Annotated in this window: 24 protein-coding genes and 2 tRNA genes; 14 read left to right on the forward strand and 12 right to left on the reverse strand. The window is 70.7% G+C overall.

Features of this window, described 5'->3' with window-relative positions; all coding sequences use genetic code 11:
• Both VM840_04955 and gyrA read left to right on the forward strand, forming a co-directional pair.
• Positions 1–1,612 (forward strand): toprim domain-containing protein (locus VM840_04955; GenBank protein ID HVL80924.1); only part of this gene is annotated, 1,612 nt, incomplete at its 5' end.
• Between the two features lie 4 nt (positions 1,613–1,616).
• Positions 1,617–4,109: a DNA gyrase subunit A gene (gene gyrA / locus VM840_04960; protein HVL80925.1), complete on the forward strand. Its 2,493-nt coding sequence runs from the start codon at positions 1,617–1,619 to the stop codon at positions 4,107–4,109.
• A gap of 13 nt (positions 4,110–4,122) precedes the next feature.
• On the opposite strand, the gene VM840_04965 is transcribed toward gyrA, so the two are convergent.
• From VM840_04965 to VM840_04980, 4 genes are all read right to left on the reverse strand, one after another.
• A tRNA-Ile gene (locus VM840_04965) sits at positions 4,123–4,196 on the reverse strand.
• Between the two features lie 29 nt (positions 4,197–4,225).
• Entirely contained in the window at positions 4,226–4,600 is a 375-nt protein-coding gene (locus tag VM840_04970) for a DUF3566 domain-containing protein (protein ID HVL80926.1), read from the reverse strand.
• Positions 4,597–6,033, reverse strand: coding sequence for an RtcB family protein (locus VM840_04975; protein HVL80927.1), 1,437 nt, complete (start codon positions 6,031–6,033; stop codon positions 4,597–4,599). Before VM840_04975 ends, VM840_04970 begins: the two co-directional genes overlap by 4 nt.
• Positions 6,030–6,455, reverse strand: coding sequence for an archease (locus tag VM840_04980; protein HVL80928.1), 426 nt, complete (start codon positions 6,453–6,455; stop codon positions 6,030–6,032). The genes VM840_04975 and VM840_04980 overlap by 4 nt, the downstream gene beginning before the upstream one ends.
• Before the next feature lie 50 nt (positions 6,456–6,505).
• Between VM840_04980 and VM840_04985 the strand changes: the two genes are divergently transcribed.
• The 8 genes from VM840_04985 to VM840_05020 all read left to right on the forward strand — a co-directional run bounded on the left by VM840_04985 (position 6,506) and on the right by VM840_05020 (position 12,583).
• Complete coding sequence (locus VM840_04985; GenBank protein ID HVL80929.1) at positions 6,506–7,348, forward strand: diguanylate cyclase; 843 nt, start codon at positions 6,506–6,508, stop codon at positions 7,346–7,348.
• 103 nt (positions 7,349–7,451) lie between these two features.
• Positions 7,452–8,180 (forward strand): FliA/WhiG family RNA polymerase sigma factor, encoded by a 729-nt coding sequence (locus VM840_04990; protein HVL80930.1) that lies wholly within the window; start codon positions 7,452–7,454, stop codon positions 8,178–8,180.
• A gap of 66 nt (positions 8,181–8,246) precedes the next feature.
• Positions 8,247–8,405, forward strand: coding sequence for a hypothetical protein (locus tag VM840_04995; GenBank protein HVL80931.1), 159 nt, complete (start codon positions 8,247–8,249; stop codon positions 8,403–8,405).
• Positions 8,396–8,468: transfer RNA gene (locus tag VM840_05000), tRNA-Ala, on the forward strand. Before VM840_04995 ends, VM840_05000 begins: the two co-directional genes overlap by 10 nt.
• 42 nt (positions 8,469–8,510) lie before the next feature.
• Positions 8,511–9,419 carry an EamA family transporter gene (locus VM840_05005; protein HVL80932.1) on the forward strand — a complete coding sequence of 303 codons (909 nt, stop codon included), beginning with the start codon at positions 8,511–8,513 and terminating at the stop codon, positions 9,417–9,419.
• Between the two features lie 25 nt (positions 9,420–9,444).
• Positions 9,445–10,959, forward strand: a complete 1,515-nt coding sequence (locus VM840_05010) for an MBL fold metallo-hydrolase (GenBank protein HVL80933.1) — start codon at positions 9,445–9,447, stop codon at positions 10,957–10,959.
• Positions 10,960–11,006: 47 nt separating this feature from the next.
• A complete protein-coding gene (locus VM840_05015) occupies positions 11,007–12,185 on the forward strand; it encodes a thiolase family protein (GenBank protein HVL80934.1) in 1,179 nt (392 codons plus the stop codon).
• A gap of 71 nt (positions 12,186–12,256) precedes the next feature.
• Complete coding sequence (locus VM840_05020; GenBank protein ID HVL80935.1) at positions 12,257–12,583, forward strand: hypothetical protein; 327 nt, start codon at positions 12,257–12,259, stop codon at positions 12,581–12,583.
• Here the strand turns inward: VM840_05020 and VM840_05025 are convergent.
• The 5 genes from VM840_05025 to VM840_05045 all read right to left on the reverse strand — a co-directional run bounded on the left by VM840_05025 (position 12,580) and on the right by VM840_05045 (position 18,140).
• A complete protein-coding gene (locus VM840_05025; GenBank protein ID HVL80936.1) occupies positions 12,580–13,368 on the reverse strand; it encodes a CAP domain-containing protein in 789 nt (262 codons plus the stop codon). The two genes, VM840_05020 and VM840_05025, sit on opposite strands and share 4 nt — an antisense overlap.
• 4 nt (positions 13,369–13,372) lie before the next feature.
• On the reverse strand, positions 13,373–17,017 hold the full coding sequence (locus tag VM840_05030) for a hypothetical protein (protein ID HVL80937.1): 3,645 nt from the start codon (positions 17,015–17,017) through the stop codon (positions 13,373–13,375).
• Between the two features lie 193 nt (positions 17,018–17,210).
• Positions 17,211–17,450: an FmdB family zinc ribbon protein gene (locus VM840_05035; protein HVL80938.1), complete on the reverse strand. Its 240-nt coding sequence runs from the start codon at positions 17,448–17,450 to the stop codon at positions 17,211–17,213.
• 124 nt (positions 17,451–17,574) lie between these two features.
• Positions 17,575–17,856: a metal-sensitive transcriptional regulator gene (locus VM840_05040; protein HVL80939.1), complete on the reverse strand. Its 282-nt coding sequence runs from the start codon at positions 17,854–17,856 to the stop codon at positions 17,575–17,577.
• Between the two features lie 38 nt (positions 17,857–17,894).
• Positions 17,895–18,140, reverse strand: a complete 246-nt coding sequence (locus tag VM840_05045) for a cell division protein CrgA (protein ID HVL80940.1) — start codon at positions 18,138–18,140, stop codon at positions 17,895–17,897.
• A gap of 93 nt (positions 18,141–18,233) precedes the next feature.
• On the opposite strand from VM840_05045, the gene VM840_05050 reads away from it, so the two are divergent.
• From VM840_05050 to VM840_05065, 4 genes are read left to right on the forward strand one after another with little or no spacing between them, the layout of a single operon-like run.
• A complete protein-coding gene (locus VM840_05050) occupies positions 18,234–19,148 on the forward strand; it encodes a sortase (GenBank protein HVL80941.1) in 915 nt (304 codons plus the stop codon).
• 1 nt (position 19,149) lies between these two features.
• Positions 19,150–19,998, forward strand: coding sequence for an N-acetyl-1-D-myo-inositol-2-amino-2-deoxy-alpha-D-glucopyranoside deacetylase (mshB, locus tag VM840_05055; protein ID HVL80942.1), 849 nt, complete (start codon positions 19,150–19,152; stop codon positions 19,996–19,998).
• A complete protein-coding gene (locus VM840_05060; protein ID HVL80943.1) occupies positions 19,995–20,645 on the forward strand; it encodes an aminodeoxychorismate/anthranilate synthase component II in 651 nt (216 codons plus the stop codon). Before mshB ends, VM840_05060 begins: the two co-directional genes overlap by 4 nt.
• Before the next feature lies 1 nt (position 20,646).
• Positions 20,647–21,966 carry a hypothetical protein gene (locus tag VM840_05065; GenBank protein ID HVL80944.1) on the forward strand — a complete coding sequence of 440 codons (1,320 nt, stop codon included), beginning with the start codon at positions 20,647–20,649 and terminating at the stop codon, positions 21,964–21,966.
• Here the strand turns inward: VM840_05065 and pknB are convergent.
• The 3 genes from pknB to VM840_05080 form a co-directional block, all read right to left on the reverse strand.
• Positions 21,893–23,713, reverse strand: a complete 1,821-nt coding sequence (pknB, locus tag VM840_05070; GenBank protein HVL80945.1) for a Stk1 family PASTA domain-containing Ser/Thr kinase — start codon at positions 23,711–23,713, stop codon at positions 21,893–21,895. The two genes, VM840_05065 and pknB, sit on opposite strands and share 74 nt — an antisense overlap.
• Positions 23,714–23,759: 46 nt before the next feature.
• A complete protein-coding gene (locus tag VM840_05075; GenBank protein HVL80946.1) occupies positions 23,760–25,448 on the reverse strand; it encodes a penicillin-binding transpeptidase domain-containing protein in 1,689 nt (562 codons plus the stop codon).
• The coding region (locus VM840_05080; GenBank protein ID HVL80947.1) for an FtsW/RodA/SpoVE family cell cycle protein at positions 25,448–26,800 on the reverse strand (1,353 nt) is incomplete at its 5' end. The genes VM840_05075 and VM840_05080, both read right to left, overlap by 1 nt.

Raw genomic sequence — 26,800 nt, forward strand, 5'->3', positions numbered from 1 at the left:
GGGGTACAAGATCTCGGGGGGTCTGCACGGGGTGGGCGTCTCGGTCGTGAACGCGCTCTCGACCCGCCTGATCGCCGAGATCGACTCGTCGATCGACGGCAACCGGTACCGGATGGAGTTCCACAACGGCGGGAAGGTGAAGGCGAAGCTCGAGAAGGTCGGGCCGGCGCCGCGCGGCCGGACCGGTACCTCGATCACCTTCTGGCCCGACCCCGAGATCTTCCAGGCCGAGGGCATCGAGTTCCGCGGCCAGACGATCCGGGAGCGCCTCCAGACCTACGCGTTCCTGAACAAGGGGCTGGAGATCCGCTTCCGCGACGAACGTCCGGAGTTCGAGCACGAGGAGACGTTCCGGTACACGGGCGGGATCGTCGACTTCGTCCGTCACCTCAACCACGCCAAGGAACCGTTGGTGAAGAAGGTCGGCCACTTCGGAGTGGCGGAGCAGGACCAGGAGATCGAGATCGCGTTCCAGTGGAACACCGGCTACAACGAGGGCATCCACAGCTTCGCGAACGGGATCGAGACGACCGAGGGGGGGATGCACGAGGAGGGGTTCAAGAAGGGCCTGACGATGGTCCTCAACCGGTACGCGCGGGCCCAGAACCTGCTGAAGGAGAAGGACCCGAACCTCCTCGGGGAGGACATCCGCGAGGGGCTGACCACCGTCATCTCGGTCAGGCTGCGCGAGCCCCAGTTCGAGGGACAGACGAAGGGGAAGCTCGGGAACGTGAGCGTCCGGTCCCTCGCCGAGCGGGCCACCAACGAGAAGCTCGCCGAGTGGCTGGAGGAGAACCCCCCCGAGGCGCGCCGGATCGTCCAGAAGGCCGTCTCCGCCCAGCAGGCCCGCGTGGCGGCCAAGCAGGCCCGCGACACGTTGCGCCGCAAGTCCGGGCTCGAGGGGGCCGGCATGCCGGACAAGCTGCGCGACTGCGCGTCGGGGACGCCACCCGAGCGCGCCGAGCTGTTCATCATCGAGGGCGACTCGGCGGGCGGGACGGCCGTCCAGGCCCGCGATCCCCAGGTGCAGGCGATCCTCCCCATCCGCGGCAAGTTCCTGAACGTGGAGAAGGCGCGGATCGACAAGATGATGAAGAACGCGGAGGTCCAGACGCTGATCGCGGCGATCGGGGGCGGGGTCGGCAACGACGAGTTCGACGTGGCCAAGGCCCGCTACCACAAGGTGATCATCATGGCCGATGCCGATGTGGACGGGAGCCACATCCGCACCCTGCTCCTCACCTTCTTCTTCCGGCAGATGAGACCGCTGGTGGAGGCGGGCTACGTCTACATCGCCCAGCCCCCGCTGTTCTCCACGCTCGTGGGCAAGGAGAAGATCTACCTGAAGGACGACATGGCCAAGGCGGCCTTCCTGGCCGAGAACCCCAAGCACAAGCACGAGTTCGTCCGGCTGAAGGGTCTGGGCGAGATGGACTACGAGGAGCTCTCGGTGACGACGATGGACCCCGACCACAGGACCCTGCTCCAGGTGACGGTAGACCAGGCCGCCCAGGCGGACGAGATATTCAGCGTCCTGATGGGTGACGACGTGGAGGCCCGGAAGAACTTCATCGTCACCAACGCCAAGGACGTCCGGTTCCTGGACATCTGATCGCATGGCCAGACGCGGGAGCAGCGACGGGAACGGGTCCGGGGACGGACAGGGCACGATCTTCGGCTCGATCGAGCCGATCGAGATCCAGGACGAGATGGAACGGTCCTTCCTGGACTACTCCATGTCGGTCATCGTCGGACGAGCCCTGCCCGATGCCCGGGACGGCCTGAAGCCGGTCCATCGCCGGATCCTGTACGGGATGCTCGACCTCGGAGCCCGTCCGGACCGTCCCCACATCAAGTGCGCCCGCATAACGGGTCACGTCACCGGTAACTACCACCCCCACGGGGACGCGGCGGCGTACGAGGCCCTGGCCCGGATGGTGCAGCCGTTCTCGCTGCGCCACCCGCTGGTCGACGGACACGGGAACTTCGGCTCCCCCGACGACCCGCCGGCGGCCGCTCGCTACACGGAGGCCCGGCTGGGCCAGCTCGCGATGGAGATGCTCGCGGGCATCGACGAGGACACGGTCGACTTCGTACCCAACTACACCAACGAGTTCCAGGAGCCGACCGTGCTGCCCGCGCGGTTCCCGAACCTCCTCGTCAACGGGAGCCAGGGGATCGCCGTCGGCATGGCCACCAACATCCCCACGCACAACCTCCGTGAGGTCATCGACGCCACGATCCACCTGATCGACAACCCCGACGCCACACCGGACGACCTCATGAGGTTCGTGAAGGGTCCGGACTTCCCGACCGGCGGCCTCATCCTCGGCCGCCAGGGGATCATGGACGCCTACCGGACCGGCCGCGGCTCGGTCAGGATCCGGGCCCGGGCGGAGATCGAGGAGTCCAAACGCGGCTACTCGATCGTGGTCACCGAGATCCCCTACCAGACCAGCCCCACCCAGATCCTGGGGAAGATCAAGGAGCTGGTCGAGTCGAAGCAGCTGGAGGGGATCCGCGACCTGAACGACTCGTCGGCCAAGGGCAAGACGCGGCTCGTGATCGAGCTCAAGCGGGACGGCAACCCCAACGTCATCCTCAACAACCTCTACAAGCACACGCCCCTGCAGACCTCGTTCGGCGTGAACATGGTCGCGCTCACGGGAGGGACACCGGGCGTCCCGCGCACCCTGAACCTGGTCCAGGCCCTCCAGCACTACATCGACCACCAGGTGGAGGTGATCCGGAGGCGGTCGGAGTTCCGGCTCCGCAAGGCCCGCGAGCGCGCCCACCTCGTGGAGGGCCTCCTGAAGGCGCTCGACGTCATCGACGAGATCATCGCGCTGATACGGGGGTCGGCCGACCGCGAGGCGGCCCGCAACGGGCTGATGGCCGCACCCTTCGAGTTCACCGAGGTGCAGGCCAACTACATCCTCGACACCACCCTCGGCCGGCTAACGCGGCTGGCCCGCGCCGAGCTCGAGGAGGAGCTGGCCGAGCTCCGCCAGACCATCGCCGACCTCGAGGCGATCCTGGCCGACGAGGGGAAGCTGCGCGGGGTCATCAAGGACGAGCTCACAGCGACCCGCGACAAGTGGGGTGACGACCGGCGCACCGAGATCACGTTCGACCCGGGCGAGATGGACATCACCGACCTCATCGCCGACGAGGAGGTCGTCGTGACGATGACCAAGGCCGGTTACATCAAGACGGTCGCCGCCTCGTCGTTCCGCACCCAGGGACGTGGAGGCCGGGGCGTGGCGGGGGCCAAGCTGAAGGAAGAGGACATCGTCAGCTCGATCATCTACACCTCGCAACACGCGAACCTGCTGATGTTCTCGAACCGTGGACGGGTCTTCAGGCTGGCCGTGCACGAGATCCCGATGAAGGAGCGCACCGCCCGCGGGACCGCCATGCCGAACCTCATCCCACTCGCGCCCGACGAGCGGATCCAGGAGATCGTCGCCACCCGGGACTTCCCGTCCGACCGGTTCCTCATGTTCGCGACCAAGAAGGGCCAGGTGAAGAAGACCGCCTTCGGCGAGTACGACAAGAGCCGGAGGGAGGGGTTCATCGCGATCAACATGAAGTCGGGCGACGAGCTCGTCCGGGTCATCGAGACCTCCGGCGACGACGACATCTTCATGGTCAGCCGCCAAGGGATGACCATCCGCTTCCACGAGTCGGAGGTGCGGGCGATGGGCCGCGACGCGGCCGGCGTCCGGGGCATGAAGCTCAAGGCGGGAGACGAGGTCGTCTCGTGCGACGTGGCCCGCGACGACGCGAGCATCCTGATCGCCACGGAGTCGGGGTACGGCAAGCGCACCCAGCTGGACCGGTTCAACCGGCAGGGCCGGGGGGGCCAGGGGGTGCGGGGGATCAAGCTCACGGCGAAGAAGGGGTACGTGGTCGCCGCGTTCATGGTCGGGCTCGACGACGAGATCGTCGTCGTCTCGTCCGGTGGGGTCACCGTCCGGATCCCGGTCCGTGAGATCTCGTCTCAGGGGCGCGACGCGACGGGCGTGCGGATCATGAACCTCGACGCGGGCCAGACGGTGGCCGCGGCCGCCCCGATCCTCACGGTCGACGAGGAGCCGGGGGGGTAGCCACGGAACCGAGTGGGCCTGGGTGGACTCGAACCACCGACCTCAGCTTTATCAGAGCTGCGCTCTAACCGCCTGAGCTACAGGCCCCACGGTCGAACATCCTACCGGAGCCCGGGTCACTGCTCCCGGGTCACGATCTCCACGCCCCCCACGACCTCCGACAGGAGGTTGTACAGGACGGCTGATATCGCAGCGAGGCCCGCCATCAGCCCCGCCCACAGCCCAGAGACGATCAGGAAGCCGGGCAGGAAACGCAGGAAGCTGAGCCTGTACTGGTCGTCCTGGACGATCCCGAAGCTGACGATGAACCCCTCGACGCTGCGGAGGGCCCCCGACGCGAGCCCCAGCAGGTAGAGGGCGAACAGGCCGACGAGGACGACCGCGGCCAGGGTCAGAGAGATCGCGAAGGCCACGCGCGCCGCCGAGCGGGGGTCGACGTGCCGGACCACCCTGCGGTCTCCCAGCGATGGACCCCTGACCTCCATGCTCATCCCTTCACGACAGCGACCGGACGCAGCCGCGCCACCTTACGGGAGAGCCCCACCCGCTCGCACACCTCCACGACCTCGGAGACGTCCTTGTAAGCGTAGGGGGCCTCCTCCGAGAGCAGCCGCGTCTGCTGGGCGACGACCACGATCCCCTGCTCGGCCAGCTGGCGCTGGAGGTCCCGACCGTGCATCTGCTTCGTGGCCTGCTTGCGCGACATGGTCCGTCCGGCACCGTGACAGGTGGACCACCAGGCGATGTCGCGTCCCTGCGGCGTCCCGACGAGCACGTAGGAGGCGGTCCCCATGCTCCCGGGCACCATCACGGGCTGACCGATCTCGCGGTAGCGGTCCGGGAGCTCGGGGTGGCCGGGTCCGAACGCGCGGGTGGCTCCCTTGCGATGGACGCAGAGCTTCCGCTCCCGTCCGTCCACCTCGTACCGCTCGATCTTGGCCAGGTTGTGGGAGACGTCGTACACCACGTCCATCCCGAGAGAGGCAGCGTCGACCCCGAACGCGCTCGCGAACGCCTCCCGGACCCCGTGGGTGATCACCTGGCGGTTCGCCCGCCCGTAGTTCGCCGCCGCCGCCATCCCGGCCAGGTAGCGCTGTCCCTCGGGCGAGGCGACGGGGACGCACGCGAGCTGGCGGTCCGGGACCTCGATCCCGTACGACCGCATCGCCCGGTCCATCGCACGCACCTCGTCGGTGCAGACCTGGTGTCCGACCCCCCTGGACCCGCAGTGGATCATGACCGCGACCTGTCCCCGGCGCAGGCCGAGCACCTCGGCCGCGCGCTCGTCGTGGATCTCATCGATCACCTGGACCTCGAGGAAGTGGTTCCCGGCCCCCAGGGAGCCGAGCTGCGGCGCCCCGCGCTCGACCGCCTGCTGCGAGACGACGCCGGGGTCGGCCTCCTCGAGGTGCCCGTGGTCCTCGCACACCTCGAGGTCGGAGGGCCGCCCGAAGCCGCGCTCGACCGCGAAGGGCGCCCCCTCGGCGAGCACGCGTCTCGTCTCGGCGTGGGATAGCGGCATGAGTCCGCTCCCCCCGACCCCCCGAGGGATGCGCGAGAGGTGGCGGACGACCTCGTCGCGCCGGTCCAGGAGGTCCTGGGCCTCGATATCCGTGCGAACGAGACGGACCCCGCACGAGATGTCGAACCCCACCCCGCCCGGCGAGATGACCCCACCGTCCTCGACGTCGGTCGCGCAGACGCCGCCGATGGGGAACCCGTAGCCCCAGTGGATGTCCGGCATGGCGAACGAGAACCCGACGATCCCGGGAAGGTGAGCGACGTTGGCCACCTGGTCGAGCGCCTTGTCGGAGGCCGCCTTGTCCACGAGGGGCTTCGATGCGAAGACGCGGCCGGGCACCCGCATCCCGCCGACGGGGGCCAGCTCCCAGACGTGCGGCGACCGCTCGCTCAGTCGCGTCATACGTCGAGGTATACCCGGGCCCTCGCCCCCGAAGCACCCTCCGTGACCTCGATGGCGTGGTACGTGACGGCCTTGACCGCCGCCCCCTCCTGCTCGAAGGCGTTGGCATCGGTCCCGGTGACGTCCGCCTCGAGGACCCAGTCCGCGTCCTGCGTGACCGGACGCCGGATACGCACATCGCCGTCCGCCGCCACCACGCCGTGGACCTCGAAGGCGTAGACGAGCTCGGACAGCCAGTCCACCAACAGAGCCTCCACGTCGGGGGCCGACAGCTCGACGCGTCTGGACAGCTCGGCCGGTCCGGTGCCGCGGCCCATGACGGCGATCAGACCGCGGGCGGCCTCCACGAAGAGCTCCTCGAGCGTGGCCGCCCATGCCTCCACCCCCACGTCCGCCGTGTGCTCGATGATCTCGAATCCCATGCATCTGCTCCATTGGGCGGGACGGCCGCGGCGTCTACGCTCGTAAGACGATGCCCGAACGGATGACGTACCTGCAGGCCCGTCTGCTGCTGCTGGCGCTCGGCGTGGCGGTATCGGTCTCCCAGGCCGTCCTCGCACATCAGCGTGGGGCGGCTCCCATCGAGGTCCTCGCTCCGACGCTGTACGTCCCCGTCTTCGTGGGCGCGATCATCTGGTCGGTCCCGGGCGGCTTGGCCGCAGCTGCCCTGTCGAGCGCCGTGTACGTCAGCCTGCTCGCCGACGAGGTGTCCGCCATCGGGTTCGGGCATTTCACGCTCCTGGCCGCTACGCGCGTCGCCACCTACGTCTTCCTCGGCGTGGTGATAGCGGCCGGCACGCGGTACATCGAGAACAGGCTGCAGAAGCTGGAGATATACGACCAGGTGGACGACCTCACGGGTCTGGGCAACCCCTCCTTCTTCCTGCGGGACACCGACCTCGAGGTCGGCCGGGCGGACCGCTACCGGACCCTGTTCTCCGTGGTCACCCTCGACGTCCCGCGCACCCTGTTCGCCGGCACGTCCCACAGGCGGTACCGGCGGACCATCGAGGACCTGGCCCGGCGGATGGAGGCTGCGGTCCGGACCGTCGACCGCGTGGCCCGGGTCGCGGAGCCGTCCAGGGACCGCTTCCTGTTCGTCCTGCCCGAGACCGCCGAGCAGGGAGCCCGGGTCTTCGCGGAGAGGCTGCAGGCCTCCGTCGGCGAGACGTTGCGGGCCCGTGACCTGCCGACCGAGCAGGTCGAGGTGGCCTGGCTCACCTACCCCGGGGATCCGTCGTCGCTGGAGCGACTACGCGACGAGGTGGCCGTCGTCGACGCCTCCCGGCGGGCCGTCGCGGACCGACGCGTCTAGTCCTCCCGGACTAGTCGAAAACCGTCATACCGGACCATGGTTTTCGGGCCCCCCTGCCGCGATGGTGTACCCAGCCTGCAACAACGGAGCCGGGAGGGTGCGAATGTCCACGATCACAGCGAAGACCACACAGGAAGAGCTCGGCTCCCTGTCCGAGGTGCTCGAGCGGCACCTGCCGATGGTCCAGAGGATCGCCTACCGCGCCAGCTCCTCGTTCGGCCTCCCGACCGGGATGGACGCAGAGGACCTGGTCTCCCACGGCGTCCTCGGTCTCGCCGACGCGTACAACCGCTTCGACCCCGAGCGCGGGGTTCAGTTCGAGGCGTACGCGGCCCTGCGGGTGAAGGGCACGATCGTGGACGCAATCCGTCAGGTCGACTGGGTGCCGAGGAAGGTCCGCGCCCACGCGAAGCTCGTCAACGAGACGAAGAGCTCGCTCACGGCGAAGCTGGGCCGGACGCCCACCCCCACCGAGATGGGCCAGGCGCTGGGGACCCCCGAGAAGGGTCGGCGCCGCCCCCCGGCCACCTTGGTCGCGCTCGAGGGGTCGTCGACGAGCACGTCCGAGGACGCCATGAACATCCTGGAGACGCTCGCCGACCAATCGGTGGAGCAGCCGGGCGTGGCGCTGGAGGAGGCCGAGATGAGGGCCGCCCTGCCGGTCGCCATGGAGACGCTGGCCGAGCGCGACCGGCTGGTCCTGACCCTGTACTACTTCGAGGGCGTGCCGCTGACGAAGATCGCCCAGATGCTCGGGGTCACCGAGTCGCGCGTCTCCCAGCTGCACATGCGGGCCCTCCAGGGACTGCGCAACCAGCTCGACGTCTCCTGACCCGGTCTCCGCGTCTGCCCGTCCGGTAGGATCGTCGCATCGACGGTCGCCGACCCGGAGGACGCGATGGCCAGGAAGAGGCAGTGGTTCCTACTCGGCGCGCTGGGCGCGGTCGCCGGTGTGCTCCTCAAGCTGGTCCGCGGACGTCGCGAAGAGGCGGTCGAGGTCGGTCGGTGGGAGCAGATCGCCCCGGCACCGACCGAGGAACAGCACTCGGGGACGTAGCTCAATTGGTAGAGCGCCGCCCTTGCACGGCGGAGGTCGCCGGTTCGACTCCGGTCGTCTCCACCCCCCGCGATCGCGTGTAGGCGCGACCCGTCGCGCCCTCGGATGTCCGGGCTCGGGTACGTCGCCGTGGCGGGGGCCGCCCTGTTGTGGGCGGTCGGCGGAACCACCGCCAGCTACCTCGCCTCCCGCGGAGCCTCCGTCCTCGAGCTGACCCAGGCTCGGGCTTGGATCGCCGTCGCCGGGCTCGGCCTGGTGCTCGCGCTGAGGAGGGCCGAGCGTCCCAGCGCTCGCCCCGGGTGGATCATCCTCCCGTTCGGGCTCGCCATCGCCGCAGCCAACGTCTCCTACTACCTGTCCGTCACCCTGCTCCCCGTCGCGGTGGCGATCGTGATCCAGTACACGGCTCCCGGGCTCGTCGTCGCGTGGACGGCGCTCGCGCAGCGGCGCAAGCCGTCCCGACGCGTGGTCGTCTCGCTGTTCGTCGCGCTGACCGGGGTCGTCGCGCTGTCCGGGATCGCCTCGGGGGTGACCGGAGGGGATCCGCTCGACCCTCTCGGGCTGGCGATGGCCGCGGTCGCCGCGGTCTCTTTCGCCGCCTACGTCGTGATGGGGGAGTCGGTCGGGCGGGAGCTGGGAGCCGAGCGCGCCGTCTTCTGGGGGTTCGCGGTGGCCGGCGTCTTCTGGCTGGGGGTCCAGGCGAGCCGTGGTCGCCCCGAGACGCTCCTCGACCCCGCGTTCATCCCCTGGGTGCTGTTCCTCGGCGTCGCCTCCACGATCGCCCCGTTCCTGCTCTTCCTCTGGGCGTTGTCGCGGATCGAGGCCGCCCGGGCCGGGATCGTCTCGACGCTCGAGCCCCTCAGCGCGGCCGCCATCGCCTTCGTCTGGCTCGGGCAGGTGCTCGCGCCCGTGCAGCTCGTGGGGGCGGCCCTCGTCGTCGCGGGGGTCGCGGTCGTGCAGACGGAGCGATCCTCGGGTCCGGACGCCCTCGTGGAGCGGACGGCCGTCGAATGACGCGTCCTGCCACACTCGGAGCGCGATGAGCCGAACGACGCCGCGCGACGCGGCCAGCGTCATCTGCGTGCGCGCCTCCTCCGACGGGTCCTACGAGGTGCTCCTCACGCTTCGGCCCGAGACGATGCGGTTCATGGGGGGCATGTACGTCTTCCCGGGCGGCGCCCTCGACCCCTCGGACGCCTCCGAGACGCTCCTCCGACGGTCGGCGATCGACGCGGCGTCCGCGCATGAGCGCCTGAAGGAAGGGGAACTCTCCCCCCGGCACGCGCTCGGGCTCTACTGCGCCGGCCTGCGCGAGCTGTTCGAGGAGGTGGGCGTGCTGGTCGCCCGGACGCCCGCCGGGAGCCTCGTCGACCCCGAGCGGGTGTCGTCGGAGTTCGCGCCGCGCCGGCACGAGATCGCCGGGGACGGGGAGTCGTTCGCCCGGTTCCTCGAGGCGGAAGGGCTGGAGCTCGCCACCGACCTGCTCGTCCCCCACGGGAGGCTGGTCACCCCCGAGATGTCCCCGATCCGGTTCGACGCGCGCTTCTTCGTCCTCGGCTATCCCGAGGGGCAGCAGGTCCTGCCCGACCCCGACGAGGTGCCCGAGGCGCTCTGGCTCCGTCCGAGCGACGCCATCGCGCGCTCGGCCGCGGGCGGCATGCCGATCGCGATACCGACGATGGCCATCCTCCAGGGACTGGCGGAGACGCCCGCCGCCGACCAGCTCCTGGCCGGGCACCGCCCCGCGCGGTCCATCCTCGTCTCCCCGCTCGGCCCCCGCGTGGTGGGGGTCCTCGCCCCTAACCCGGGCCCGATGACCGGACCCGGCACCACCGCGTACGTGGTGGGCAACGGCCGGGTGGCCATCGTCGACCCGGGGGTGGACGACGGCGTCTTCATCGAGGCGCTAACCCGGGAGGCCATGAACAGGGGCGTGGTCACCCACGTCCTCGTCACCCACACCCACCCGGACCACATAGGCGGGGCGTCGTACCTCGCGCGACAGTTCGGGTGCGAGCTGGGGGTACACGTGGCGGGCCGGGACCGGCTCCCGGACGCGAGCCTCCTCCTGCGGGAGGGAGACCGCATCGAGCTGGGAGACGGCGTCCTGGAGGTGCTCCACGCCCCTGGGCACGCCTCCGACCACGTCTGCTACCTGCTGGACGACGAGCTGTTCGCCGGCGATGTCGTCGCGGGGCTAGGGACGGTGGTGATCGCGCCGCCGGACGGCGACATGCGGGACTACCTGAACACGCTGCGCCGCCTCCGGACCCTTCCGCTGCGGGTCATCCACCCCGCGCACGGACCGCGCATCGACGACCCGGCCGCGAAGCTGGACGGGTACATCGACCACCGCCTGGCCCGCGAGGCGCAGGTGGTCGAGGCCCTCGAGGCTGGTCTCGCCACGACCGCGGAGATGGTCACCCGCATCTACACAGATGTCCCCCCTTCGATGCACTCGACGGCCGAGCTGTCCGTGCTCGCGCACCTGGAGATGCTCGAGTCCGACGGCCGCGCCCGCCGGGCCGGTCCGAGATGGGAGCCCGTCCGATGAAGCGTTACAGTGGAAGTGTCACATAGGCCCCCTCCGGAGGTGATCGCGTGCGCGAAGCAGTGATCGTGGAAGCCGTCCGAACCCCCCTCGGGAAGCGCAACGGCAAGCTGAAGGACTGGCACCCGGTCGACCTCCTCGCCCACACGCTGCAGGCGGCGGTCGAGCGCACCGGGATCGACCCGCTCCAGGTCGACGACGTCATCGCCGGCTGCGTCAGCCAGGTGGGGGAGCAGTCGATCAACGTGGCGCGCAACGCGTGGCTGGCCGCCGGTTTCCCCGTCGAGGTGCCGGCGACGACCGTGGACCGTCAGTGCGGCTCCTCGCAGCAGGCGGTGCACTTCGCCGCCCAGGGGGTCATGGCCGGTGCCTACGACGTCGTCGTGGCGTGCGGGATAGAGCACATGACGAGGGTGCCGATGGGGTCGAGCGCCGGCAACGGTCCCGGCTTCCCGTTCAGCGAGCAGCTGATGGCTCGCTACAACCTGATCCCCCAGGGCCTCTCGGCCGAGATGATCAACGAGAAGTGGGGCATCGAGCGCGAGGAGCTCGACCGGGTCGGCTACCGGTCCCAGGTGCTGGCCGCGAAGGCGACGCAGGAGGGACGGTTCGAGCGGGAGATCGTCGGGGTCGAGGTGAAGACCGAGGACGGCACCGAGCTCATGACCACCGACGAGGGGATCCGCGACACGAGCCTCGAGAAGATGGGCACGCTCAAGCCGGCCTTCCGTGAGGACGGCCGGGTCACGGCCGCCAACTCGTCGCAGATCACCGACGGCGCCGCCGCCATCGTGATCACCACGCCCGAGAGGGCCCAGGAGCTGGGGCTCACGCCGCGCGCCCGCTTCCACACCTTCGCCCTCGCGGCATCCGACCCGGTCATCATGCTGACGGCTCCCATCCCCGCCACCCAGAAGGCGCTGAAGCGGGCCGAGCTGACCCTCGAGGACATCGACGTCGTCGAGATCAACGAGGCCTTCGCCTCCGTGCTGGTCGCCTGGGCGCGGGAGCTCGGGGTCGACCCCGCCGAGATCACCAGCCCCGAGTCGCAGAAGGTCAACCCCAACGGCGGCGCGATCGCGATCGGGCACCCGCTGGGCGCGTCGGGTGCCCGCCTCATGACCACGCTCCTGCACGAGCTCGAGCGACGCGGTGCCCGCTACGGGCTGCAGACGATGTGCGAGGGCGGCGGCATGGCCAACGCCACGATCATCGAACGGCTCGGGTGAGCGAGGACCCACGCGAGGTAGTGGAGACGGGGGGCCGCACGGCCCCCCGCTCCAACTCGAGGAGGCTCCTGATGCGGTTGGTCCTCCTCGCGGCGATCGCGTCCCTGGTGGCGGCGTTCGCGGGCTGGCTCCCACGGGGGACCGATACACCTGCCCTGATCACGCGGGGGCTCGTAGGTCTGGGGGCCGGGACCCTCTTCGTGCTCGCCGTCGGGCGCATGATGCGTTCCCTCGCCGAGCCTCCGCCCCCCCCACCTCCGCAGGTGGAGGCCGAAGAGGTGGACGTCGTCTACGTGTGCACGGTGTGCTCGACCCGCGTGCGCCTAGAGGTGGCCGCCACCGGGAAGGCTCCCCGCCACTGCGGCGAATCGATGGAGCCGATGCTGCGCGCGCGTTAGATCCAGAACGCGAGTTTGCCCACGAACCGCACGGCCAGATCGAGCAGGATCCGCCAGATGGTGGGCTGGGCCGGTCGCGGTTCCACCGCCGGGGCCCCCACGACATCGGTTCCGTCGCCGCCCGGGCCGACCGTACCCGGGGACCGCTGCGGCTCAGGCGTGGCTGGGGACGGGGCCGGCGTGCGCGGGTCCGTCGGCTCGGCCACCGCAGGCTCAGGGGTGGTCCCGGCACCCTGACCTACCGGAGGCGCAGGCGTCTCCTGGCCCGCGCCTGCCGAGGGCCGGACCGCAGCGGGTGCGGCCGTCCGCTCCAGGTGCGCGAAGGACTGCGTGAAGTAGAGAGCTTGTTGCGACGCATCCGCGGTCGCCCCCACCCCCACCGCGTCGAACGTTGGGTTCACGACGTTGGACAGGTGGCCGGGGGAGGACAGGAAAGCCTGGTGCACGGCCTCCACGGACGGACCCTTCCCCACGTTCTCGCCGAGCGAGAGCCACGGCATCGCCTGGGCGTCGGCGGCTCCCTGCAGGTTCGGCGTGTGGAAGATGTACCCCGCTGCGGACATCGCCTGCGCCTGTCGGCGGGCCATCCAGCGCAGACCGTCGTTGTCCGGGAGCGACCGGACCCCCCGTCCCGACCTGACCTGGTTCACGAGGTCGCGCATCCGGTCCTCCTGGGGGACCAGGAAGTTCTCGCCGATGGCCTGTCCGATGTCCGCCACCGTGACCGCGCCGAACGAGACGATCACGAAGGCGAATAGCTTCAGGACGCGCAGTCTCGCGATCACGTCCCTATCGCTCCTCGTGACTGCCCCACCGCTCCCTCACGACCATCAGAGCGACACCCGCCCAGAGCAGGGAGGCCGCCCAGAGGAGGTCCTGACGGAGGTCGGCGCCCGTCCGCGGGAGCCGGGAGACGAACGCGGGGAGCACGACCGAGATGACCGCGTCGTCCGCGGCGCAGACCTGGGCGCCCACGGTCTCACCGTCCACCACCGGGAGGCCGCAGGCGGTCCCCACGTTGCGGATGGGGGTCCGCTCGTCCACCGCCGCGACCCGGTGCAGCGTCGCCGAGGCTCCCGGAGCCAGGGAGGCGATAGTCCCGATGTCTCCGAGCACGTCGTCGGTCACTCGAACGGGAGCCAGGGTCACGTCTCCCGTGTTGGTCACCACGTACGAGTAGGTCACGTCCCGGGGAGGCCCACCCTCCGGCGTGGCGGACTTCACGATCTCGATGGACGGGACGACCCACCGCTTCTGAGCGTCGTCCGAGCCGGCGCGCGCCGCCGCCGACCCCTCGGCCGTCGCCACCTCGCCCAACCACAGGGCCCGGACCTGCGTGAGACCGGCGACGGTGGACAGGAGATCGACCGAGCACCGGCCCGTACCCCCGGTGACGCAGGTGGCGGCCCGGACGAACGCGCCCGGACCGCTGCCCACGGAGAAGGTCAGCCTCTCTCCGGACGGCGCATCGACGAACCCGGCCCCGTCCCCGCGGTCGTGCTCGAGGTGCCCCGTGAACGTGTGCGTGTCACCGATGACGTTCGTGGCCGTGTGAGGGGTGACCGCGAGGCGGGCCTGGACCCAGCGCTTCACCGCGTCGCCCGACGAGGCCGATGCGAGGGCGGTGCCCTCGACCGTGGCGACCCCCCCGGACCACGCCGCCCGCACCCTGGACAGACCGGTGGTGGTCGAGACGAGGTCGACCGAGCACGTTCCGGACGGGGAGGTCGTGCAGCTCGAGGCGTTGAGGCCGCCCGGTCCGGAGACGTCCGGGAACGCGATCGACTCCCCGACGGGAGCCGGGGTCCAGCCGCGTCCGTCGCCGTGGTCGAGCTCGAGCGCGGCCGTGAAGGTGTGGGTGTCCCCGACCTGGTTCGCGTCCCGCGGGGGCGTCAGCGACAGCCGAGCGTCCACCCACCTCTTGTACGCAGGGCCGGAGTTGGCCGAGGTAGCGTCGGTCGCCAGACCGATCGGGACGCCGTCCACGAGGACGGTCGCCGTCGCTGCGACCACCATCAGACCGGTCTGTGACGAGACCGCGGTCAGGGCGCACGTTCCGTCGGCCCCCGTGACGCAGGACGAGGCCCCCCCGACGAAGCTCCCGGGTCCGTGCGTGACCGCCGCCTGCACGCTGACCCCCGGGGCGGCCCGGAAGGCGTAGCCGGTCGACGCATCCTTCTTCGAGACGGTGACCGTGAAGACGTGCGGGGCTCCCACCTGGTTCGCATCGCCCACGGGGTCGATCCGCATGAAAGCGCCCCGGTCGATCCAGTGCTTGTAGGCCTCGGCGCCCGCCGAGGCCTGGATCACGCCCTCGGTGGTGGTGATCGTCCCGGACCAGGCCGCCCTCACCGTGGACATCCCGACCTGGCTCGAGTCGTGGGTGATCGAACAGGTCCCACCGTCGCCGGTCACGCAGTACCCCTGGCTCAGGGTTCCCGGGCCCGAGGCGAGGGCGAAGGTTACCGTCCGTCCGGGAGCCGGGGTGAACCCGTCTCCCTGGTCGACCTCGAGCATGGCCACGAACGTGTGGGTGTCCCCCAGCTGGTTCTGGTCGACCGGCGGCGTGAGCCGGAGACGGACGTCCACCCATCGCTTCAGCGCCTCCTCGGCTTCGGCCGACGCCGCCGCCCCGCCCTCCGCGGTGGCCACGGTCCCCGACCACGACGCGGTTACGGCGGTGAGACCGGTGTCCTGGGAGACCAGGTCGAGGCTGCACGTGCCGGCGGGGTCCGTGGTGCAGGAGGTCGCGGCGAGGGAGCCCGGTCCCCCGCGCTTGGCGAACGAGATCGTCTCGCCGGCGGGGGCGTCGACGTAGCCGTTGCCGTCCCCCCGGTCCAGGCGCAGGTGCGCCGTGTACGTGTGGGCGTCCGCGACGCGGTTCACGTCCCGGGCGGGTGACAGCGTGAGGCGAGCATCCACCCATCTCTTCACGGCGGGTGCGCTCACGGCGGAGGCGGAGGCCGAGCCATGGGTCGTCGAGACGGCTCCCGTCCAGCCGGCACTCACTGTCGTCAGCCCCGGGCGGGGGGAGTCCAGGTGCACGGAGCAGCTGCCTCCCGGACCGGTCACGCAGCCCGATGCGGACAGGGCGCCCACACCCCCGAGCTTCGCGAAGGAGATCGTCTCCCCGGCCCCGGCGTCTGCCATCCCGTCACCCGTGTCGAACCGCAGCGTGGCGACGAAGGTGTGCGTGTCGCCCACCTGGTTCGCGTCCTGGCCCGGGGAGAGGAGGAGCAGCGCGTCGACCCATCTCTTCTCGGCCGGGTTCGACCGAGCGGTCGAGGGATAAGGGCCGGCGGCGGTCGTGATAGCGCCCGACCACGCCGCTCTCACCGAGCTCAGGCCGACCGTCGTGGAGGTGAGCTGGACCGTGCACTTTCCTCCGGCGCCGGTCACGCAGGACGGGGCGTGCAGGGAGCCGGGCCCGGACACGACCTCCCAACCGATCGTCTCCCCAGGCGGGGCATCCACGAACCCGGACCCCCGGTCGAGCTCCAGGTGCGCGGTGAACGTGTGGGTGTCGCCGACCTGGTTGGCGTCGAGCCCGGGGGTCAGCGTCAGCCGTGATGTCGGCGTTGCGAGCACCGTGAAGCACTCCGAGGAGTAGTTGGTGTGGGTGCGCGGTGGGTAGGGTCCGTCCGCGGGGGGGCTGTACTCGGCCCGCCAGCAGTACGTGCCCGGAGCGGCCGCGTCCGTGGCCGGGTCCGAGATCGCGGACCCGGACGAGAGCACCTTGCTCGCCCCGATCCTCGTGCCCCGGCCGTCCGGACAACCAACGCCCTCGGACACCTCCTCGGGCGAGCAGAGGTAGAAGTCGACGGACCCCTCCGGCGTCCCCATCGGCCCCCTCAACGAAGCGGTGTCGGTGACCGGCGTCGAGGCGAAGACAGGCCCAGAGGGGTGGGAGCGGGTCTCGATCCGCGCCTCCGCGTCCCAGCAGAAGGAGATGTGGCTGATCGCGTTCGACGAGCCTTCGCCAGGCGTCGTCAGGTCGGTGTCCGAGCGGACCTCGGCCGGAGGGTCGTAGCGGTACAGGTGCGAGCCGGCTGCTCCCGCCTTCACGTAGACCGCGTCGATGCCCTGGTTGGCCGTCCAGTCGAAGAGCTTCCCGTCCCGCAGGTTGCTGATCGTGACGGTCAACGGCCCGCTCGAGTAGGTCCCGGCCAGCGCGGGAGCCTCTCTCTTCAGCTCCATCCAGCCCTGGCCGGGGCCCCCGAGGTCTGAACAGGTGAGGTTGCGGCTCTCCTGGACCAGCTCCGGCGCGACGCTCGCTCCGGTGACGGAGGCCGAACCAACGAGATGCGCGGCGAAGAGGATCAGCAGCCCGGCCGCGATCGGGGCCGCCCTCCGCCGTCGGGCGGGCCCAACGGCTCCCTCGCCCGGCCCGCCTGGATCGGTCGCGTCCCCGGATGCCGTCCGTTCGATCCCCACGGTGGTCTCCTTCGCGTAGCGTCCGGCCCATCGTGGGACGCGCGCGGCGGCGCGGGAATGGGCAGAAGCACGCAGACCCCGTACGTAGCGCGGACGGGCCACCAGGCTATGGCCGGTCCGGGTGACCTCGCTCAGTGCCGCCGGGGGCGGTGAGCGGGAGGCTGCGGCGGGGACCCCTGGGGCTCGTGCCGCGTCAGTCGAACAGCTCGGACGCTTTGTCGCTGATCGTCTTGAAGTCGCGGCGCCCGGGTCGGTCCGGCAGGAGGCCGTCCGTCTTGGAGAAGCCCCACCCCACGAACCTCGCCGCGACCCGGGTGTACCGCCTACGCAACTGTCCACCGCACTCGCATGTTTCAGGGGTCTCGGCCGGGGTAAGGACCAACACCTCGAGATCCGTGGCGCATTCGACGCAGCGGTACTCGTAGGTGGGCATCGCGATCAGGCCCTCGGGTGGCCGGCCGGTACCACCGGGAGCAGGGGGTTCGCCTGGATCTCCACAGGATGTGGAGAGCCTGGGGAATAAGCACACCGGTGGAATTCCACGTGTGTCGCGCCCATCAGCTCGCCACGAACCTCTCGACGACCCGGGCGAGCTCGTCCACCTTCTCGTCGGCCTGATCCTCTGACGCCAGAGCGTCGCGGACGCAGCCTCTTATATGGTCGGACAGCAGCCTGACCCCGACCTTCTCCATACCGGAGACCACGGCCGAGATCTGGGTGAGGACGTCGACGCAGTAAGAGCCCTGCTCGACCATCCGCTGCACGCCTCGCACCTGACCCTCGATCTTGCGGAGCCGGGACAGGATCTCGTCTCGGTCCGCCGCGTAGCCGTGAACCATCGCATCACCCCGACCGGGTAGGGGTACCCAGCGTACCGTCAGTGGATCCGGGTCGCGAACATGAAGCCCGCGGCGATCATGATGAGTCCGCCGAAGAGCAGCCGGTTGTCGGCGGCGGTCCCCCGCATGTAGTTCCCGATGATGACCAGGACCCCCACGCCCCACAGTCCGAAGACGGTCGGTATCACCCAGCGCGGGGTGGACCTCTTCCGTGGCGGGGTCTGCACGGACGTTGGACGGACACGACGGCCCTTCCGCTTGCGCTTGGACTTCGACTCCGGCATCTCACCTTCCCGGGTGTGCGGACCAACCGATGATATGCGCACGCACGGCTTGTACGCTGGGACGGTCCGCTCATCCGAGCCTGGGGTCCGTCCTTGAGGATCGTCCGCTACATAGGCCTGCTCGGCCGCCTCCTGGTGGGGGCGGGGCTCGTCCTGCTCTTCTACACGACCTACCTGCTGTGGGGGACCGGCGTGGAGACCAAACGGACCCAGGCCGAGCTCTCGGAGCGCCTGCGCGCCCAGCCCGTAGTGCCCGAGCAGCAGATGGTGTCGGGGGAGATACCTCCGGCCCGCCCCGCCCAGCCCGTGGCCCTGGGCGAGCCCCTGTGGACGATCGTCATCCCGAAGATCGGCCTGCGCACCGTGGTGGTCAACGGCGTGGGGGTCGAGGAGCTCAAGAAGGGCCCGGGGCATTTCCCCGACTGCGCGGCCGTCCCCGAGGGGGTCGATTGCATCGAGGGTTCCCCGTTCCCGGGGGAGTCGGGGAACGTGGCCATCTCGGGCCACCGGACGACGTACACCGGGCCCTTCTACCGGCTGGACGAGCTCGCGCCCGGCGACGAGATCTACATCGAATCGGGCCCCGCCCGGTACCGCTACGTCATGGACCAGCAGAAGATCGTCTCGCCGCGCGAGGTGGACGTCGTGCTCGCGCACGGCCGCGACGAGCTCACGCTCACGACCTGCCACCCCCGCTTCTCGGCCGCGCAGCGGCTCATCGTCCACGCCGCCTACCTGGGGGCGGAACCGATCGCCGGGCCCCCCCAGACGGGCGCCGCCCCCGACCGGCGCGAGGCGAGGGCGGAGGTGCCAGCCCCGCCTCAGCCCATCCCCAACGACGTGTTCGTGCTGGCCGGCGTGGCGCTGCTGGCGTTCCTGGGCGCGATGTTCCTCACCGACCGCCTCCGCCGGACGGCGGCCTGGAGCACGGTCACCATCGTCGCTGCGGCCGCCCTGTGGACCGGGGTGTTCCCACAGGTCCTGCGCCTGATGCCCCCCAACTACTGAGATGAACGAGCCACGCAGCATCGTCTTCGTCCACGCCCACCCCGACGACGAGAGCCTGAGCACGGGAGGCACGATAGCCCGGTACGCCGCCGAGGGCGTCCGGGTCTGCCTCGTCACGTGCACGGACGGCGACCTCGGCGAGATCGCCGAGGTGGACGGACTCGTCCCGGAGCGGATCGAGCCCCGCCTCGGGGAGGTCCGACGGGAGGAGCTGCGGGAGGCGGCCGACGCCCTCGGGATCTCCGATGTCCGGATGCTGGGATACCGCGACTCCGGGATGGCCGGGACAGCCGGCAACGACGACCCGGCGGCATTCGTGAACCAGGACCTCGATGGGGTCGTCCGGCAGCTCGTCCAGGTGCTGCGGGAGGTCCGGCCGCAGGTGGTCGTCACCTACAACGCGTACGGGTTCTACGGGCACCCGGACCACATCCGCGCGCACCAGGCGACGGTCGCAGCGGTGGAGGCCAGCGCGGACCCGGGCTCCCTGCCCGAGGCGGGGCCGCCGCACGAGGTCCGAAGGCTCTACTACACGGCCGTCCCAAAGTCTGGGCTGCGTGAGCTGCGCGACCGGGTCCCGGGAGCCGAGGAGGTCTTCTCCGACGAGGCGATCGAGACCATCGGCGCGGAGGACCATGAGATCTCCGCCTTCGTCGACGTGCGCGCGTGGGTGCCGCAGAAGATGGCCGCTCTGCGGGCGCATCGCACCCAGATGGGGACGATCGCGCCCTTCCTCAGCATGCCGGAAGAGGTGCTCGAGTTGGTCCTCGGGGTCGAGTTCTACGAGCTCGCCGACCGGACGGGTGGGTCCCCCGTGGTGTCGGATCTGTTCGAGGGGCTGGAGACGTGACCGCCCCGGTCTTCGTCCTCGACAACTACGACTCGTTCACCTTCAACCTCGTGCAGTACCTCGGCCAGCTCGGCGCCCCCGTCGAGGTGGCCCGCAACGACGCGGTCACACCCGACCAGATCGGGGCGCTCCGGCCCGCGGCGGTCGTCATCTCGCCCGGGCCCGGCACCCCGTCGCGAGCGGGCATCTCCATCCCGCTCGTCCGCTGGTGCGCCGAGGGACGGGTCCCGCTGCTCGGCGTGTGCCTGGGGCACCAGGCCATCGGAGAGGCCTTCGGCGCCCGGATCGTGCGCGCGGAGAGCATCATGCACGGAAAGACGTCGCAGGTGCTCCATCGGGGGACGGGGGTCCTCGCCGGGCTCCCGAACCCGTTCGAGGCGACCCGCTACCACTCCCTGGTCATCGACCCCGCGTCCATGCCCGAGGAGCTGGAGATCAACGCGACGACCCCGGACGGCGTGATCATGGGCCTCGAGCACACGGACCTGCCGATCTGGGGGGTGCAGTTCCATCCGGAGTCGATCCTCACCACCGAGGGGCTCAGGATCCTCGCGGGGTTCCTCGAGCGCAGCGGGGTCGGGTCTGTTGCTGCCGCCGTAGGGACCGATAACGAAGGGACCTCCGGCTCCGACCGTCAGACCCCCTGAGATGAAGCTTCCGAGGAGACTGCTCGTCCTGCTCGCGCTCGGCCTCGTCGCCGTGCCACCCGCGTACGCCCGGGCCCAGGTCGACCTCCGCACGTCGCAGTCCGAGGTCTCCCGGGAGCCGGCCAGGCCGCGCGACGCCACCGAGGCCGCCGTGAGGGCGATGTCCGGGCTGGGGATGTACATCTGGCGGTGGGAGCAGACGGGCTCGGTGGACGAGGTGGTCCGTCGGTCCGTGGAGGCCGGGCTGAGCCACCTCGTCGTCCGGGCGTCCTCGACCGCTTCGGGGTTCTACCTCGCTCCCGTGCTCTCCGAGCTCCTGCCGAAGGCGCACGCGGCGGGGCTGCGGGTGGTCGCCTACGATCCCCCGCGTTTCGAGGACGTGGAGGCCGATGTCCGCCGGGCCCACGAGCTGATCTCCTTCCGGGCGGCCGGACACTCGATCGACGCGTTCGCCGCGGATATCGAGCCGAAGTGGGAGCTGCTGACGCCGGAGGCGACCGAGCGCTACGGGGCGCGTCTGAGGGAGGTCGCCGGGCCGGATTTCCCCCTCGTGGCCATCGTCTTCCCGTCGAACATGGTGGGAGCCCGCTTCCCGTACGCCGAGGTCGCCCGCCACTTCGACCTCATCTCCCCGATGAGCTACCACCGGGCCCGGACCACGGACGGTCCCGGCTTCGTCACCGACTCGATCCGGCAGCTCCAGCAGTACGGCCGGCCGGTGAACGTCAGCGGGCAGGCGTTCTCCTACGACACGATGTCCAACCTGTCGCTGCGCGGGCATCCGCCCCGGGACGAGTTCGAGGCGACCATCGCCGCCGCGCGGGCGGCGGGGGCGGTAGGGATGACGTTCTGGGTCTGGGAGCACGCCGAGCCGTGGGTCTTCGAGGCGACCGCGGCCGCCGACTGGCCGGGAGCGGTCCGTCCGGGCCTGGGTGTCCGGCCTCCCCCGGCCCGTCCGTTCTCCGATCCCGGATCGGCGCCGCCCGCCGCCACACCGGCCCCCGTCGCTGCGCCGCCGCCCGCGGACACCGTGCAGCCGATCGCCGCCGCGCGGAGACCGAACCCCGTGGGACGCCCGGGATCCGGCGACGGTTCGGCGCTGCGCTTCTTCGCGATCGTGGTCGCCGCGACCGGACTCGGCGTCTGGCTGCGCCGGACGGAGGCGGAGGCCTGGGCGCGGGGGGCGGCGGCCGTGCGCGGCGCCGCGGAACGGGGGTCGGCCCCCATCCTGTCCGCCTGGATCTGCCTCAGGAGCTCCCGACCTGGATCGTCACGGTCTGGCCGCGACGGACCGGGGTCCCCGCCGTCGGGTCCTGCCTGAGGACACGCCCCCGCTCGTTCGGGTCGGACGTGAACACGTTCTGGGTCCGGACGACCAGCCCCCGTCTCTGGAGCTCGTTGCGTGCGTTGGCCTCGGTCATGCCGACGACGTTGGGCATCGCGAACTCTTCCGGCCCCCGGGAGACGAAGATCTGGACGGTGCTACCGGACGGCCTCTGCTGTCCTCCGGCCGGGTCCTGGTCGAAGACGACCCCGTTGGGGACGTCCGCCCGGAAGTCGTCCACCTGCTGGGGCCGGAACCCGGCGTTGAAGAGGGCCTGCAGGGCAGCCCGCTCGTCCATCCCGACCACGTTCGGGACGGTCGCCACCTCCGGCCCGCGCGAGATGGTCAGGTCGATCGGGGTCCGTTTGCGCACCTGAGCCTCGGCGCGCGGGTTCTGGTCGATCACCGCCCCCGCCGGCACGGTCTCGTGGAAGACCTCCTCGCGCTCTCCAACCGTCAGGCCGGCCTGCTCCAGCCGCGCCCTCGCCTGGTTGAACGCGATCCCCTTCACGTCGGGCACGGCCACGAACGGGAGCCCGGACGACACCCAGTACTGGACGGCCACGCCCGTCGTCACCCGGTGTCCGGGGTCGGGTAGCTGGCGGGTGACCCTCCCCTCCTCGATCGTCTCGGACGGCTCGTTGCCCTGGAACGACGGCTCGAGGCCCGCCGCGCGCAGGACGTTCTCCGCGTCGGTCGGCGTGCGGTTCACGATCTCGGGGACCTCCGCGCCGCCGACCATCGGGCGCAGCAGGTTGATCAGCGACCACGCCCCCAGCGCGAGACCGCCGACGAGTAGGGCGAGGGCGAGCGCGACCATCCACCCGGGGCGCCTGGTCGCGGCCCGCTGGACCGGCCCCACCGTCTTGATCACCTGCGTGTCGTCTCCGGAGGGAGCCGGGAGCGCGGCGGTCACGTCCTTGCCCTCGAGGAACGCGCGGACATCCCGTCGCATCTGCGCGGCGGTGGAGTAGCGGTCCTCGGGGTTCTTCGCGAGCGCGGTGAGGATGATCGCCGAGAGGTCCGTGCTCACCGACGGGTTGTGCTCCGACGGGGGCTTCGGGTGCTCCCGGACATGCTTCATCGCGATGGTTACCGGGGAGTCGCCCTCGAACGGACGGCGCCCGGCGACCATCTCGTAAAGGACGATGCCCAGAGAGTAGAGGTCGCTGCGCCCGTCGGTGGGATGTCCCTGGGCCTGCTCGGGGGACAGGTAGTAGGCGGTGCCGAGGATCGTCCCGGTCTGGGTCATCGTGTCCCCGGAGGCCGCCCGCGCGATCCCGAAGTCGGTGACGTGGGCCTCGCCGTCCCGGCCGAGCAGGATGTTGCCCGGCTTGATGTCGCGGTGCACGAGGCCGGCGCGGTGCGCGGTCGCGAGCGCGTCCAGCACCTGGTCGGCGATCTCGCACGCCTGGTGCGAGGGGAGGGGGGAGTCGGCGGCGATCAGGTCCTTCAGCGACCGGCCCTCGACGAACTCCATGACGATGAAGTGGTAGTCGTCCTCCCGCCCCCAGTCGTAGATCTGGACGATGTTGGGGTGCTGCAGGTTGGCGGCGGCGTGAGCCTCTCGACGGAACCGCTCTACGAAGGCCTCGTCTCCCGCGTACTGGGAGTGGAGGATCTTGAGGGCCACCTGCCGGTTCAGCTGCGTGTCCCGGGCGAGGTATACGTCGGCCATCCCGCCCGTCCCCACCCGGCGGACGATCTCGTAGCGGTCGGCCAGCAGGGCCGGGATGCTCTTCATCGCGCTCTATCCTTCAACAACGGATGTGGTCGGGGTCGGGTCACGGTCATCGCTGCCCGCCGCCCGTCGCCATGTTCGGGTAGAGGCGGAAGAACTCCTCGATCACGGTCCGGGCGATCGGCGCCGCGAAGCGTCCCCCGGTGGCCGCCTCGCTCGACCCACCGCCCCGCTCCACGAGGACGGCGACCGCGATCGTCGGCTCCTCCACGGGCGCGAAGGCTATGAACCAGGCGTGCGGGAGCCGTCCACAGTTGCGGCCGAAGATGGCCTGCTCATCGGAGGAGCAGGACGGCTGCTGCGCGGTGCCGGTCTTGCCCGCCACCGGGTGGGGGGAGCCGCGGAACGCGGCCGAGGCCGTCCCGTTCGTGACGACCTGGCGCATCATCTCGGCCACCGCCCGCGCGTTCTCGGTCGAGGCCGCCTGGGCTCCCACCCCCGTCCGGATCTCCTCGACCGTCTCCCCCGTGCGCGGGTCGATGACCCGGTCGGCGAAGCGCGGCCGCGGCACGAACCCCCCGTTGGCGATCGTGGCCGCGACCATGGCCATCCCGAACGGGGACGTCTGGATCACCCACTGCCCGAAGCCCGCTCGGGCCCGGTACCCCGCGGTGGACAGGCGCTCCTCGCGGTCCGCCGTGCGCAGCGCCCGGGGGAGGCACCCCGTCCGGGTCTCCTGGATATCCGAGGCGGCCCCTCCCTCGCACCCCACGAATCCCGACCCGGCCACGCGGTCGAGCCCCATGGCCTGGGCCGTCGCGTACAGCTGGTCCTCCCCGATGTCGACCGCGATCCGCGCGAAGGCGGTGTTGCACGACACGCGCATGGCGGCGATGAGGTTCCCCCCGCACGACCCTCCTCCGAAGTTGCCGATCGGCCGGGTGTCTCCCGGCGCCGTGTAGGCCCGGCTGGCCGGGACGCTGGGAGAGGTCGCCGTCCACTCCCCGGTCTCGAGAGCCGCGGCCGCCGTCACGACCTTGAAGGACGAGCCGGGCGGGCGCCTGCCCTGCAGGGCGACGCTGAGGGTCGGCGAGTGGGGGTTGCGACACGGCACGGCCTGGCCCTGCTCGTCGCGGACCGCGTTCCCGGACCCGTCGAGCTCCACGCCGATGCCGAGCTCGCAGCGCGCCCGGGTCGCCACGGCCCGGTCGTTCGAAGCGAGGGGGTTGGGGTCGTAGGAAGGGTTGGACGCCGCCACGTAGACGGCGCCCGTGCGTGGGTTCAGCGCCACGACGCCCCCTCGGCGGCCTCCCAGGGCCTCGTTGGCCACCGACTGCAGACGCGTGTCGATGGTGGAGACGACGTTGTTGCCCTGCCGCGGACGCTCCGTGAGGAGATCGGCGAAGGAGGTAGGGGGGACCGGGTCCCCGACCAGCTGTCGGTTGTAGGCGGACTCGAGCCCGGTCTTGCCGAAGTGCAGGGACCACTGCCCGACCACATGGGGGGCCAGCCCCCCGCGCGGGTACCGACGCTCGAAGTGGCATCGCCTGGCCTCCGGAGCGGGCACGCTCTCGGCCAGGACCTGCCCGTCGAGCGACAGGATGGCCCCCCGCTCCCACCGGCACTCCTGGAAGATCCGGAAGGGGTTGCGGGCCCGGGCCTCGGGGTTCACCTCGCTCACCGGCTCGTAGGTAGCTATGTCCTCGGCCCGGAGCTCCTGGATGTAACCGGCGCGCGCCGCGATCGCCAGCATGACGAACGTCAGGAGAGCCGCGACCTGACGGATCCGTCTGTCCACTACCTCACCCCCCCGAGCGCAGCCTCGCGCTGCTCGGCCGGATGCAGCGTGGTCCCCTCCGAGTTCGAGATGGCCAGGATGATGGCCAGGATCACGAAGTTCGCGAGGAGGCTCGACCCCCCGTAGGAGACGAACGGCAGCGTGACACCGGTCAGAGGAAGGATCCTCAGCACGCCCCCGGCGATCAGCAGGGTCTGAACGGCTATGACGATCCCGAAACCGGCCGCGGCCAGCGCGTGCAGGTCGCTCCGGGAGCGGAGGGCCACGTAGAAGACCCGCGTCAGCAGGACCACGAAGGCGATGACGATCACGAGCACGCCCGCCAGCCCGAACGTGTGACCGATGGCGGCGAGGATGAAGTCGGTCCAGGCGAACGGGATGATGTTCGGCTGCGCGCTCTCCCCGACGAGTCCGACCCCCCCGATGCGTCCCTCCGCCATGGCGTACTGCCCCATGAGGATCTGATACCCGGAGACCTGGGGGTCGTGGTACGGGTTCAGCCAGGCCTGGAAACGGACGTTCACGTGCGAGAACGTCTTGAGGGCTATCCAGACGCCGGCCCCGAACATCGCCAGACCCGCCACCGGGAAGAAGAGGCGCCCGGTCGCCACCCACAGGATCGCCATGAAGGTGGCGAAGAAGAGGAGCGACGACCCGAGGTCGTTCTGCTGGACGAAGGTCAGGAGCGCCAAGGCGACGACGCCCAGCAGGGGAGCGATGTAACGGGGGTCCGGGACCGGTATGGGTCCTATCTTGCGGGACGGATAGGTGAGGAGCTCACGCCGCTCGGAGAGGTAAGCGGCGAAGAAGAGCACGAGGAGGACCTTCGCTGCCTCGCCGGGCTGGAACGAGAGCCCTCCCACGCGCAGCCACAGGCGCGCCCCGTTCACGGTGTGGCCCACCCCCGGGAGCAGGGGGGACAGCATGGCCAGGATCCCGAGCAGGGCGAGCGTGTAGCGCAGTTGCCAGGCCGCCCCGAGTCCGGCCCGGAAGATCCACAGGGTGGCCAGGAACGCGGCGGCGGCCAGCCCCAGCCAGGCCGCCTGCAGCTCTCCGAGCGACCGCCAGTCCGTGCGCCCGGACGAGATCTGAGCCTGGTCTATCGCCGCGATCTGCAGGAGGCCGATCGCGACCAGCAGGGCCGCGACAGGCAGTAGCAGGGGGTCGGCGCGGGGGGCGAGGAACCTCATGCCCACATGCAGGACCGCGAAGATGCCCGCGAACGAGACGAACCCGATGAGAGCGGGACGGCCGAGCTGCACGAACCCCATCGCGTAGATGACGCTGACCCCCGCCAGCAGGACGAGCTCTCGCAGGCGCGGATGCTTCACGGGACGGGCGGGGGCGGTGTC

The organism is Actinomycetota bacterium (assembly GCA_035540895.1).
In the GTDB taxonomy this organism is placed as follows: Bacteria; Actinomycetota; JAICYB01; order JAICYB01; family JAICYB01; genus DATLFR01.